This is a genomic window from Streptomyces sp. NPDC001514, from assembly GCF_053597075.1.
Map to the genome: position 1 here is coordinate 1 of NZ_JBSFHO010000051.1, position 13126 is coordinate 13126.

Here is a 13126-nt window from a genome sequence, read left to right on the forward strand (position 1 = left end):
TTTGGCACGCTGTTGAGTTCTCAAGGAACGGACGCTTCCTTCGTACTCACCCTCAGTGACATTCTCTGGGGCTTTCCTCCGGGCGCTTCCCTTCGGTGTTTCCAGCTTAGCAGATCCGATCTCCGTTTCTGCCACCCGCTGGAGCGGGCTGCCGGGCCGTTCTTCGCTTTCGCGTTTTCCCTTTCCGGCGTTTCCGACTCTATCAGATCCTTTCGGGCCTGATTCCCAGTCAGAGGGGGGTGTCTTCCCGGCTGTTGGGCCGTTCCGACGTTTCAAACTCTAGCGGATTTCCCAGGTGACTCATAATCGAGTCCTTCGAAACGAATTTCGGCATGCCGAAATTCTTCCCGGTTGGGAGATCGTGCGGAGTTTGGTTGCCGCATCAGCGGCGGGATCGGTCGTCGCAGAACCGTTCCGGCCCCGTGACAACTCGAAGAACCTTACGGATCGATCAGGGGCGTGTCAACCCGCCCCGCCGTCCATCTTCCCGACACCTTCCAGCGAACCTTCTAGTCCAGGTCGGTGAGCCGGCCGCCCGCGTCCGGCTGGGTGTGTTCGACCCTGCGGAGGACGCGGATGAGCATCTCGCCCAGCACGCCCCGTTCCTCGCTCGACAGGTCCTGGAGCAGGTCCTCCTCGAAGGCGGTGGCCATGCGCATCGCCTCGAGCCACTTGGCGCGGCCCTCGTCCGTCAGCTCGACGATGACGCGCACCCGGTTGCTCTCGTCGCGGTCGCGGGTGACCAGGCCTTCGCCCGCCATGCGGTCGATGCGGTGGGTCATGGCTGCCGGGGTGAGGCCGAGACGCTTGGCGAGCTCGCCGGGGCCGAGGCGATAGGGGGCGCCGGCGAGAACGAGGGTCTTGAGGACCTCCCACTCGGCGCTACTGATGCCGAGGGCGGCGACCTGGCGGCCGTAGGCGACGTTCATCCGGCGATTGAGCCGGCCCAGGGCGGAGACGACCTTCTCGACCTGGGGGTCCAGGTCTCGGAATTCGCGCTGATATGCGGCGATCTGCTCGTCGAGGCTCGGCTCCTGCGCGGCCTCCGTAGCCTCGGCGACCTGGGCCGCCTGAGTGGCTTGAGTGGCCGGCGCCTCGGCGGGACCGGATGCCTGCCCGGGGGCGGGCTGCTCGGGGGTGTCGGACATGCGGCCACTATCCCATGCGTCGAGTTGGCTTCTAAGTCCTTGGATGTGTATTGTTTAGACTCTAACTTTAGCTTCGAAGTCTTCAGGCTTCAGTCTTCCCGCTCCGACAGACCAAGCAGGTGAGTGTGACCAGGCAGCTGGGCGCTGCGATGCGCCGGATCCAGGCAGGGAACGTGCTGAGCGCGTTCGGTCTCGGGTTCACCGTTCCTTATCTCTACGTGTATGTGGCTCAGGTGCGTGACCTGGGCGCCAGTACGGCGGGGGCTGTCCTTGCCGTCTTTGCCATGGCCGCGCTCGTCGTCCTCCCCTTCACCGGGCGCGTCATCGACCGGCGGGGCCCGCTGCCCGTCGTGATCGTGGGCTCGCTGCTCGCGTCCGTCGGCGCGCTGAGCATGGGGCTGTCCGGGAGTGTCCCGATGTCCGTGCTGTCCGCCGCTCTGCTGGGTGCCGGTACGGCCGTGATGCAGCCGGCGCTCGCGACGATGATCGTCTGGTGCTCCAGCCCGGCGACCCGGACCCGGGCGTTCGCGATGCAGTTCTTCCTGCAGAACCTGGGGCTGGGCATCGGCGGTCTGATCGGTGGGCAGATCGTCGACGCGAGCCGGCCCGGCAGCTTCACCCTGCTGTTCGCGATCGAGGCGGCGATGTTCGTCGTGCTGGCCGGAGTGGCGGCGACCGTGCGGATGCCCGCGTGCCCGGCGACCCCGGACGCGATGCCCGAGAACACCGAGGCGAAGGCCCGCGGCGGGCTGCGAGCGCTGCTTGGGCACCGGGCCATGGTGCAGCTGTGCGTGCTCGGGTTCGTTCTCTTCTTCGCCTGCTACGGCCAGTTCGAGTCCGGGCTTGCGGCGTACGGCACCGAGGCCGCCGGGATCGATCCCGCGTCGCTCGGTTTCGCCCTGGCCGCGAACACGGCCGTCATCGTGGTCGCCCAGTTCGTCGTCCTCAGGTTCGTCGAGCGGCGCCGGCGCACGCGGGTGATCGCCGCGGTCGGGCTGATCTGGGCCGTTGCGTGGCTCTTCGCGGGGTACGCGGGGCTCGGGCACGGCAGCCAGGCCATGGCGACGGCCGCGTTCGTCTCCACGTACGCGCTCTTCGGGCTCGGTGAGGCGATGCTGTCGCCGACCGTGGCACCGCTCGTCGCCGACCTGGCACCGGAGTCGATGGTCGGGCAGTACAACTCCGCGTTCGCTCTGGTCAAGCAGCTCGCGCTGGCGGTGGGTCCGGCCGTGGGCGGTCCGATGGGCGCCGCGCTGCACGGTCCGTACATCGTGACGTTCGTCCTCTTCTCACTCGGCATCACCGCGCTCGCTCTGCGACTGGGCAAGCGGCTCACGCCCGTACAGGACCAGCCGTCGCTCGCAGCGAAGTCGCGGGTCGTGGCCAAGCACCAGCCCGAGCGGGGCGGCCTGGTGGAGACCGTCGCCTAGGACAAGACGGAGGCCCGTCCGGTCAGTCGGGCAGCTGGTCGGGCAGTGCGAATTCGCACCACACCGCTTTGCCGCCCCCGGGAGTACGGCGGCTGCCCCAGGACGAGGCGATCGTCGCGACGATGGAGATTCCGCGACCCGCCTCGTCCTCCGTTTCCGCGCGGCGACGGCGCGGCAGATGGTCGTCCCCGTCCGTCACCTCGATGATCAGGCGGCGGTCGGTGCGCCGGAGCCGCAGCCGCATGGGCGGGGTGCCGTGCTGCAGGGAGTTCGCCACGAGCTCGCTCGCGGCGAGCACACCCAGATCACGCAGCTCACCCGGGAACCGCCAGGAGGCCAGCACCCCCGACGCGAAGGCACGCGCGCGCGGCGCCGCTTCGACGCCTCCGAGCAGCTCCAGGGCAGCGTTGTGGAACAGTTCCGCGTCCGTACCCGTGCGGCTCGGGTGCTGGAGGACGAGGACGGCGACATCGTCGTCATGCTCGGCGGTCACGCCCAAGGAGCGGATCAGCCGGTCGCACACCACCTGGGGTGTGCCGGTCGCTCCGGCCAGCGCCCGCTCCAGGGCGGCGACGCCTTCGTCGATGTCCTCGCCGCGCCGCTCGACGAGACCGTCCGTATAGAGGACGGCGGTGGAGCCGGGCTGGAGCGGCATGGTGCCGGAGGTGTGCAGCCAGCCGCCGGTGCCGAGCGGGGGGCCGGTCGGCTCCTCGGCACGGTGGACCGTACCGTCCTCGTCCCGTACGAGGATCGGCAGATGGCCCGCCGACGCGTACACGAGCCGTCCCTCGTTGGGGTCATGAACCGCGTACACACACGTGGCGATCTGGCTGGGGTCAATCTCGGCGGCGAGCCCGTCGAGGAGCTGCAGCACTTCGTGCGGGGGCAGGTCGAGGCGGGCGTACGCGCGGACGGCCGTGCGCAGCTGGCCCATCACGGCGGCGGCGCGGACGCCGCGGCCCATGACGTCGCCGATGACGAGGGCGGTGCGGCCGGCGCCGAGCGTGATCACGTCGTACCAGTCGCCGCCGACCGCGGCGTCCGTGCCGCCCGGGCGGTACTCGGCGGCGATGCGCAGGTCGTCGGGCTGCTCCAGCTCCTGCGGGAGCAGGGAGCGCTGGAGGGTGACGGCGGTTTCGCGGTGGCGGCGCTCGCTGGCGCGCAGACGCTCGGCGGCCTCGGCGTGGTCGGTGACGTCGGCCGCGAAGACGAGGACACCGCGGCCGGAACCGGAGCCGGGGGCGGAGCCGGAGCCGGAGCCGGGGGCGGAGCCGGATTCAGGTGCCGGTGCGGGTGGGGGTGCGGGGGCTTCGGCGGGCAGGCACGTGATCGTGTACGAGCCGCCGCCCTGGATGCGGCGGGATTTCACGGTGCGGGGCTTTCCGCTGCGCAGCACCTGGTCCATCAGCGGGAGCAGACCCAATTCGGCGAGTTCGGGGCAGGCTGCGGCGGCGGCGGCGCCGATGGCGCGGGGGCCGAACGCGGCGGCGTACGCATCGTTGATGTACGCAACGCGGTGCTCGGGGCCGTGGACGAGGGCGACGAGAGCCGGGAGCCGGCCGAGCAGCTCCCGTACGGAGAAGTGATCGAGCGTGGGTACGCCACGCACGTCGGGCCCTTCGGGCACGTCGGTGGCGTCGGTGGCGTCGGACGGGGGCTCCGGCCGCTGGTCGTACTCACCGCGGGCCGCGGGCACGGACCCGCGGTCGATCCGCGCTGCGGCGCGACGCTGCGTACCGGGGAGCCGGGCGCTCCAACGCGTGAAGTTCACGGATTTTCTAGCCTCGTGTGTTGATTGCTGATCGTCGTGGGCGCTCGGCCGCGCCGCGGGGACAGGTCACTCTGTGCAGGTGTCGGCCCACCTATCGTCACACGTCCAGTGTGACCGACCGCACTGACAACAGCGTCAGTCCTTCCCGCGGTCCTTCCCGCGGTCCTCCCCCCGGTCCTCCCCCGGCCGCGGGTTCCGGCCGCCCTTCGGGCCCTTGGGCGGGTCCTCGTGACGGCGGGTGAGGGGTCGGGACGGGACGGCGCCCGCGGCGAGTTCGAACTCGGCGCGCGGATGCTCCAGCGAGCCCAGCGAAACGATCTCACGTTTGAAGAGCCCCGACAGCGTCCACTCGGCCAGGATGCGCGCCTTCCGGTTGAACGTGGGCATGCGGCTGAGATGGTAGACGCGGTGCATCAGCCAGGCCGGATAGCCCTTGAGCTTGCGGCCGTACACATGCGCGACGCCCTTGTGCAGTCCGAGCGACGCCACGGATCCCACATAGGCGTGGGCGTATTCCTTGAGGGGCTGTCCGCGCAGCGAGGCGACGATGTTCTCGGCGAGCACCTTGGTCTGGCGTACGGCGTGCTGGGCGTTCGGCGCGGTCTCCGTGCCGGCTTCCTTCGCGGTGAGGTCGGGTACGGCGGCGGCGTCACCGGCCGCCCACGCGTGCTCGACGCCCTCGACGGTGAGCTTGGCAGTGCACTTGAGGCGGCCGCGTTCGTTGAGGGGCAGGTCGGTGGAGGCGAGGACGGGCGCCGGTTTGACGCCGGCGGTCCACACGACCGTGCGGGTCGGGAAGCGGGTGCCGTCACTCAGGACGGCGACACGGTTCTCGCAGGAGTCCAGGCGGGTTTCCAGCCGTACGTCGATGTTGCGGGCGCGCAGCTCGCGGATGGCGTACCTGCCCATCTCCTCGCCGACTTCGGGGAGGATGCGGTTGCTCGCCTCGACCAGCACCCATTTCAGGTCCTCGGGCTTGATGTTGTGGTAGTAGCGCGTGGCGAAGCGGGCCATGTCCTCCAACTCGCCGAGCGCCTCGACGCCTGCGAAGCCGCCGCCCACGAAGACGAAGGTGAGGGCCGCGTCGCGCAGGGCGGGCTCGCGGGTGGAGGAGGCGATGTCCATCTGTTCGATGACGTGGTTGCGCAGGCCGATGGCCTCCTCGACGGACTTGAATCCGATGGCGTACGTGGCGAGGCCGGGGACCGGGAGGGTGCGGGAGATCGAACCGGGGGCGATGACCAGCTCGTCGTATCCGATCTGGACCCCGCCCGTGCCCTCCTCCGCGGTGGCGAGGGTCGTGACGGTCGCGGTGCGCTTGGCGTGGTCGACGGACCGGACCTCGCCGATGAGGATCTTGCATCTGCTCAGGACACGGCGGAGCGGGACCACCACGTGGCGGGGCGAGATCGCGCCGGCCGCCGCCTCGGGCAGGAAGGGCTGATAGGTCATGTACGGCTCTGGCGCGATGACGAGGATCTCGATGTCCCCGCGGGCCAGCTCCGCCTTCAGCTTGTCCTGCAGGCGGAGCGCGGTGTACATCCCCACGTAGCCGCCGCCGACGACGAGAATGCGCGTGCGCGGCGAGGAGCCGGGCGTCGTGTCCCGGGAGTATGCAGCCTTCACCATCCCATGACGCAACGGCCCCAGGAGTTTGTCCACAGGCCCGGCAAATTGTGTGACCGGAGGTTTTGGCCGGGCCTCGTCGGCCCGGACCCGGGTGCGGGGGAAGGTGTGCAGGTCAGGGTGGGCGAGGGGGGTAGCGGGAGGGGGCGGAATCGGGAACGTTCCGGCCCTTGCTCCGATCGGGGGGCACACCGTGCGGAAGAGCCCCTTCTGAATTGACCTCGACTCAACTATGTTCGTACTTCGTCGGGGTGTCGGGTCGGTGACTCGTCTGATTCACCCCGGCTGTCAGGGCGGGGCGTCTCCGGGGGGAGACGACTTCATTACCGGGGGAACGGTTATGCACATTCAGGATTCGCATTGGCAGGCCGCTGTCGCGTCCGACGGCAACGGACGTGCGGTGACGGGGGCGGTGACCGGAGCGGGGACCGCCGGGGGTCTGGCGGGTTCCGTGACCCGTGGGACCGGCGCGGCGGGTGCGGCCGGGCGTTCGGCTCCGTTGCGCGTGGACGCGCAGCGCAATCTCGAGCATGTTCTGCGGGCCGCGCGCGAGGTGTTCGGGGAGCTGGGCTACGGCGCGCCGATGGAGGACGTGGCGCGCCGGGCACGCGTCGGTGTCGGCACTGTCTACCGCCGCTTCCCGAGCAAGGACGTGCTGGTGCGGCGGATAGCCGAGGAGGAGACCTCCCGGCTGACCGAGCAGGCGCGTACGGCTCTGGGGCAGGAGGAGGAGCCGTGGTCGGCGCTCTCCCGCTTCCTGCGGACGTCGGCCGCGTCGGGCGCGGGAAGGCTGCTGCCGCCGCAGGTGCTGCGGGTCGGTGTGGACGAGTCGACGGTCGTGCCCGAGGTCTTGGGCGGCGGCGGACAGGACGCCCGGCGCGACGGCCGGGACGAGTCGCGGGTGCCGCCGCAACGACAGGGCTTCGGCGGGCAGCCCGAGCTCCGGGTCGTCGAGGCGCGTCCGGTGCCGGCGCACGTGCCGTCGTCCGAGCAGGACGATGCGGGTGCGGGCGAACTGCTGGAAGTCGTGGGGCAACTGGTCGAGCGGGCGCGGGAGGCGGGTGAGCTGCGGCGCGATGTCACGGTGGCCGATGTGCTGCTGGTGATAGCCACGGCTGCGCCGTCGCTGCCGGACCCGGCACAGCAGGCGGCGGCCTCGGCCCGGCTGCTCGACATCCTGCTGGAGGGGCTGCGGTCGCGGCCTGCGTGACGGCCGGGGCGCTTTCGTCTGCGATGCGCGGTCGTAGGTGCCCGGTCGCGGGTACGCGGTCGCGGCCTGCGTGACGGCCGGCGCGCTTTCGTCTGCGATGCCCGGTCGCAGGTTCCCGATCGCGGGTACGCGGCCCGTCGGGAGACACCTGGTCGTACGGCGCAGTCGTACAGTCTGTTGAGCATTCCCCGTACGGGTGAACGCTAGTGCTCGGTTCCGGAAGGTCTCCCCGGATGAGTGGTTGCCGGAAGGGTACGGCCTGAGGCCGATCGCTCTATGGCACGCTTGGCCGGTGTTCGTGTCATGTGGGTGCGTACAGGGGCTTTCTCGATGAGCGGTGACGGTCGGGACGAACCACTCGGCGGTGCGACCGGGCCGGAGGCCGGCGGCGGGCGACATCGCCAGGTCCCGAGCCAGGGCGGACCCGGGCACTCCATGGCGGCAGGGCATGCCTCCGAGGCGGCGTACGCCCGGGAAGCCGACGCCAGTGTGCCGCCGCAGCGCGAGGGCGGACGCGGGGTCACGGCAGCCGGTCCGACACCGTCCGACGCCGACTTGATCCAGCGGATGAGGCTCGGAGACGACAGTGCGTGGGAGGAGCTGTTCCGCCGGCACTCGGCAGCGGTGCGGCGCTACGCCCACACGTGCTGCCGCGACGGGCACACCGCGGACGACCTGACGGCCGAGGTGTTCGCGCGCACGCTGCAGGCGGTGCGGGGCGGGGCCGGGCCCGAGCAGGCCGTACGGGCGTATCTGCTGACGACCGTGCGCCGGGTCGCCGCCGCTTGGACGAAATCCTCGAGACGGGAGCAACTGGTCGAGGACTTCGCGATCTTCGCCGACCAGGCCGCCCGCTCCGCCGAGGTGTCGGACCAGGAAACGCTCGATCTGGGCGCGGACGTGCGGGCGATGCACGAGGCCGAGCAGTCGCTGGCGTTGCAGGCCTTCCGCTCGCTGCCCGAGCGCTGGCAGGCGGTGCTCTGGCACACGACCGTCGAGGAGGAGTCGCCCAGCGAGGTCGCACCGCTCTTCGGGCTCACGGCCAATGCCACGGCCGTGCTGGCCAGTCGGGCCCGCGAAGGTCTCAAGCAGGCCTATCTGCAGGCCCATGTGAGCACCGCGCTCACGTCGGGCGGCGACTGCGCGCGCTATGCCGACCGGCTCGGGGCCTTCGCCCGGGGCGGGCTGCGGATGCGGGCCGAGCGGGGACTGCGCAAGCACCTGGACGAGTGCGCCAAGTGCCGGCTGGCCGCGGGCGAGCTGGAGCAGGTCAACGCCGGGATCCCGGCGCTGCTGCCGGTCGCGGTCATCGGCTGGTTCGCCGCCGGGTACTCGCTCAAGGCGGCCGGAATCGTGGCAGGCGGCGCCGTGGGCGCGGCCGGTGCGGCGGGTGCGGGTGCCGCAGCAGCGGCGACCGGGTCCGGCGGCGCCACGGGGTCCGGGGCGACGTCCGGAGGGGCCGCTGCCGCGAAGGGCCTCGGCGCTCCGGCGAAAGCCGGGCTCGCCGCGGCCGCGGCCCTCGCGGCGGCCGTCGGGCTCGTATGGGCGCTCTCGGGCGACCCCCGGCCTGCGCCGCAGCCCGAGGCGAAACCGCCGGCCGCGCAGCCCGTCGTACCGGAGGCGCCCGCCCCCGATGCGAAGCCTCCGGCTCCGCCCGCGGCCCGCGCACCCGAGCCGACCCCGCCGCCGAAGCAGCCTTCGCCCGTGCCGACCTCTAAGTCCGCAGCGTCGACGCCTCCGGCGGACCCCTCTGCCCCGCAGCCGGACCAGCCGATGCCGAAGCCTCCCGCGGCCGAGCCCACTCCGAAGCCGACACCGCCACCCGCCGCGGAGGTCTACCGGGTCAACCGGCTGGAGTACGGCGTGCTCGGCGACCACACCCAGCCGGAGGTACGGCTCGGCCGGAGCAGCTTGCTCTGGAAGCGCTGGGACATGTCGATCGACGGCATCCGGTACGCGCACGGCGTCTCCGTCCACGCGAAGTCGTCCGTGACGATCGATCTGAACCGCGAGTGCACCTCGTACGACGCGCTGGTCGGCGTCGACGACCTGACATCGGGGCTGGGCGCGGTGCGGTTCTCCGTGTACGGGGACGGGGCGCGGCTGTGGCGTTCGCCGGTGATGCGCGGCGGTGACCCTGCGGTGCCGGTGAGCGTCGGTATCTCCGGGCGGAAGACGATCCGGCTCGTGGTGGAGCCGCACACCTCGCTCGGCTCGGTGGCGCTCGCGGACTGGGCGCAGTCGCGGATCAGCTGCGGCTGATCCTGCACCGGCCGAGGCCGGGCATCTGCTGATGCGCGCAGAAAGCCCGGCGCCGGGCACGGCTCAGCTGCCGGCACCGAGCGTCGCTGCCTCCAGAGCCTCGATGACCTGGGTGAGGGTGAGTGCGGCCCCGGCGGATCGTTCCGTCTCGTAGCGCTGCTCACCAAGGCTCCGGCGGGCCTGGGTCTCGACGGCCGCGGTCATGCGGCGCTCCGGCACGGACCGGGGCGTGTGGGTCCGCCACGTTTCCGCCGCGGCGAGGACCCGTACGGCGAACGCGTCATCGCCGAGCATCGGCAGTACGGACGCGGCGCTCTCCGCGAGATGTGCGGTGACGAGTTCCGTGCAGCGGGCCTCGCGCGCGGCGCGCAGAGCGGCGGCCAGTCCGCGAAGGCCGGTGAGCGGACCGCCCGTCTGCTCGTGCACGGCGATCCGCGCGTCCAGTCCGTTGAGCGCCGCGGCGAAGTGCGGCGGCGGCGAGCCGAAGGCGGAGACCGTCCGCGCAGCGTCGGCGAACCGCCGGGCGTCCGCGATCTCGCCGCGCTCCAAGGCGATCGCCGCCCGCATGAAACGTACGAACGCCCGGGTGTCCTGGACGCTGGAGCGCTCGGCCTCGTCGGAGGCCTCGTCCAAGCCCTTCTCGGCGGCCTCCACATCGCCCCGCCGGTAGGCGAGTTCGGCGAGCCGGGCGATCAGGAACGGGGCCTCGGCACGGGCGCCGACCTCGCGGGCGAGACCGAGCGCCTCGGTGTACGCGGCGTGGGCCTCCTCGTACCGGCCGCGCAGCATCCCCGCCTCGCCGACGGCGCTCGCGACTTCCGCCCGCATCCAGCGGTCACCGACGCGGCGGCTGAGTTCGCGCAGCTCGGCGAGATCTCCGTCGATCTCGACGACACCGCCCGGATAATCGATGGCCAGATGGGCGCGGAAAATCAGAGCCACGCCCGTCTCCCACTCACCGCCGTGGGCCCGGCAGTTGGCGACGCACTCGTCGAGGTACCGCCTGACGGCGTCGGGACCGTCCGTGAAATAGCTGGTGAAGGGCCAGATCAGGCCAGGGAATCGGGCGGCCTCGGGTCCTGCGCCGCGGAAGGCCTCCCGTAGTCGGAGGGCCATGCTCTGTGTTTCCGGATCCTCGAACGCGGCCGGATTGGCACGGCCCTCGTCGAGGAAGAGCTGCAGCATGCGCACCTGCATACGGGGCCAGTAGCGAGGATCGCTCCGGTCGTCGCCGTCGGGGCCAGGGGCGAGGGCGAGCGTGCGATTGACCCAGGCCAGGCCCTCGGGACGGTAGTTGCGCAGCCACCAGAACCAGCTCATCGCGAGGACGAGACGGACCGCGTACGGCTCGCCATCGGAGCCGGAAGTCGTGCGGTGGAGGGCGGCGCGGATGTTGTCGAGGTCGGCCTCCAGCCTGCGCATCCACGGCAGCTGCCGACCCGAGCGGAGCTCCGGGTCGGCCTGCTCGACGAAGGCCGTGAAGTGGGCGGTGTGGGCGCGCTCGGCCGCGGCGCGCAGCTCGGGGGTCTCGGCCGCACGCTCGGTGGCGTACTCGTGGATGGTCTCCAGCAGCCTGAAACGCATCCCGCCGGGGCCGCCGACGCCGCCGGGACCGCCGACGCCGCCGAGACCGCCGGCGCCGCCGAGACCGCCGGGACCGCCGGGACCGCCGGGACCCACCGTGACCAGGGACTTGTCGACCAGGGCGCCGAGCAGGGCGGCGGCATCAGGGGTACCTGTCACCGCCTCGGCAGCGGCCAGGTCCCAGCCACCGGCGAAGACGGAAACCTGGCGCAGGACCGACCGTTCGGCGTCGTCTAGGAGGTCCCAGGACCAGTCGACGACGGCGCGCAGGGTCTGCTGGCGGGGCAGTACCGTACGGCTCCCGCTGGTCAGCAGCCGGAAACGGTCGTCGAGGCGGTCGGCGATCTGGCGCGGGGTGAGCATCCGCAGCCGGGCTGCGGCGAGCTCGATCGCGAGCGGCAGTCCGTCCAGGCGGCGGCAGATCTCCGCTGCTGCCGCCGGATCCTCCTCGACCCGGAACGCCGGATTCGCGGCCGCGCCCCGGTCGGCAAGGAGACGCAGCGCCGCCTCCAGGGGCAGGGAGTCCACGGGGCGGACGGACTCACCCGGAACGCCGAGCGGCTCACGGCTCGTGGCCAGGATGCGCAGCCGGGGGCAGTGGGTGAGCAGGGTCTCGGCAAGTTCGGCAGCGGCGCCGATGACGTGCTCGCAGTTGTCGAGGACGATCAGCAGGTGCCGGTTCGCGAGGTGCTCGACGAGCTCGGTGGTGGGGTCGTCGTGGAGCGGCTGGCCCTCTCGGGTGATCAGGTTCGTCTCGCGCAGGCCCAGCGCGGAGAGCACGGCTCCGGGTACGGCGGCGGGGTCGTCGAGCGGGGCGAGTTCGGCGAGCCAGGCGGTGCCGGCCGCGGCCTCCTCCGCGAGGCGGGTCTTGCCGGCGCCGCCGGGGCCGGTGAGGGTGACGAGGCGCGACCGGCCCAAGTCTCCGCGGATCGCTTGAAGTTCGGGCTCGCGGCCGACGAAGGAGGTCAGGCGGGGGCGGAGGTTGCCCTCGGGCTCCGGGACGGCCGACCCGGCGGGCGTGGTGGGCGGGGTGGCCGGACCCTGGAGCAACTTCCGGTGCAACGCGAGCAGTTCCGGCCCCGGATCGGCGCCGAGCCCCTCGGCCAGGGCGCGGCGGACACCCTCGTACGCGGCGAGGGCGTCCGCGTGGCGGCCCTCGGCGCGGAGCGCCCGAATGAGCTGTGCGCGAAGGGTCTCGTCGTACGGGTGCGCGGAGATGAGCTCCTCGATCTCCGGTACGAGGCTGTCGCCGGCCCCGCGTCGGAGGTCGGCCTCGATGCGTTGCCGCACGACCGCGAGGCGCCGGGCCTCCGGGCGGACGCCCAGGTCCTCCTCGGGGAGGTCCGCGAATGCGGGGCCCCTCCAGAGCGCGAGGGCTTCGCGGAGGGTGGCGGCCGCCGCGGTGGGGTCACCGGCGTCGAGCTGGGCGGTACCGGTGCGGGCGAGCCGCTCGAACACGTACAGGTCGATGTCGTCCGGGGTGGCCGCGAGGCGGTATCCGGCGGGGGTGGACTCGACGGCGTCCTTCCCGAGGACGCGCCTCAGCCTCCCGACGAGCGCCTGCAGGGCGGCGGGGGCGTCGTGGGGCGGCTCCCCGCCCCACACCTCCTCGACGAGCTCGCCGACGGACGCCGCCCGGCCGCCCCGCCCCGCCAGCGCGGCGAGCAGGGCCCGCAGCCTCGGGCCGCCGACCGGAAGGGTGCGCCCGCGCTCGTCGCGAGCTTCGGTGACGCCGAGGATGAGATACCGCACCGCGCCATTGTCCCGGCCCCGGGCGGCTGGGCGCGCGCGGTTTTTGTTGTCCGCCCGCCTGGTCCGCCTGGTCCGCCCGGTGTGCGCGGTGTGCCCGGTGCCGGGTGGGCGTCCGGTGTGTCCGTCCTCAAGCGCCGGACGGGCTTGGTGCGGCTGCTGTGGGTGGGTGGTGGTGCGGGGCCCCTCCGGGCTCGCCTCCTCGGAAATCGGTGGGTACGGCGTCGTCCGGTACCACCGCCCGATTTCCTGCGGGGGCGACCCTGCACGGCCCCGCCCCGGGTCGCCCGCCGACTGCAGGTCGGGGGGTGACCCCGTGGTTTGTGGGCAGTCGTTCCGCAGGGCG

General features: G+C 72.2%; 7 protein-coding genes. 3 read left to right on the forward strand and 4 right to left on the reverse strand.

Translation table 11 applies throughout. The features are described 5' to 3' along the window. Positions 1-509: 509 nt before the first annotated feature. Entirely contained in the window at positions 510-1148 is a 639-nt protein-coding gene (locus ACWCXB_RS34455; protein WP_450728082.1) for a MarR family winged helix-turn-helix transcriptional regulator, read from the reverse strand. Between the two features lie 125 nt (positions 1149-1273). Between ACWCXB_RS34455 and ACWCXB_RS34460 the strand changes: the two genes are divergently transcribed. After that, entirely contained in the window at positions 1274-2578 is a 1305-nt protein-coding gene (locus ACWCXB_RS34460) for an MFS transporter (RefSeq protein WP_450728084.1), read from the forward strand. Positions 2579-2600: 22 nt separating this feature from the next. Here the strand turns inward: ACWCXB_RS34460 and ACWCXB_RS34465 are convergent, their stop codons facing one another. Further along, entirely contained in the window at positions 2601-4349 is a 1749-nt protein-coding gene (locus ACWCXB_RS34465; protein ID WP_450728086.1) for an ATP-binding SpoIIE family protein phosphatase, read from the reverse strand. Positions 4350-4484: 135 nt separating this feature from the next. Continuing rightward, entirely contained in the window at positions 4485-5978 is a 1494-nt protein-coding gene (locus ACWCXB_RS34470; RefSeq protein WP_450728088.1) for an NAD(P)/FAD-dependent oxidoreductase, read from the reverse strand. A gap of 337 nt (positions 5979-6315) precedes the next feature. Between ACWCXB_RS34470 and ACWCXB_RS34475 the strand changes: the two genes are divergently transcribed. Both ACWCXB_RS34475 and ACWCXB_RS34480 read left to right on the forward strand, forming a co-directional pair. After that, on the forward strand, positions 6316-7185 hold the full coding sequence (locus ACWCXB_RS34475) for a TetR/AcrR family transcriptional regulator (RefSeq protein ID WP_450728090.1): 870 nt from the start codon (positions 6316-6318) through the stop codon (positions 7183-7185). A gap of 330 nt (positions 7186-7515) precedes the next feature. Continuing rightward, positions 7516-9447 (forward strand): sigma-70 family RNA polymerase sigma factor, encoded by a 1932-nt coding sequence (locus ACWCXB_RS34480; protein ID WP_450728092.1) that lies wholly within the window; start codon positions 7516-7518, stop codon positions 9445-9447. Between the two features lie 63 nt (positions 9448-9510). Here ACWCXB_RS34480 and ACWCXB_RS34485 read toward each other — a convergent pair whose 3' ends face one another. Further along, entirely contained in the window at positions 9511-12783 is a 3273-nt protein-coding gene (locus ACWCXB_RS34485) for a BTAD domain-containing putative transcriptional regulator (protein WP_450728094.1), read from the reverse strand. Positions 12784-13126: the final 343 nt, after the last annotated feature.

Bases quoted from the DNA above. Each gene is read 5' to 3' on its own strand.
- ACWCXB_RS34455 (WP_450728082.1), bottom strand. From the start codon at position 1,148: ATGTCCGACACCCCCGAGCAGCCCGCCCCCGGGCAGGCATCCGGTCCC.
- ACWCXB_RS34470 (WP_450728088.1), bottom strand. From the start codon at position 5,978: ATGGTGAAGGCTGCATACTCCCGGGACACGACGCCCGGCTCCTCGCCG.
- ACWCXB_RS34475 (WP_450728090.1), top strand. From the start codon at position 6,316: ATGCACATTCAGGATTCGCATTGGCAGGCCGCTGTCGCGTCCGACGGC.
- ACWCXB_RS34480 (WP_450728092.1), top strand. From the start codon at position 7,516: ATGAGCGGTGACGGTCGGGACGAACCACTCGGCGGTGCGACCGGGCCG.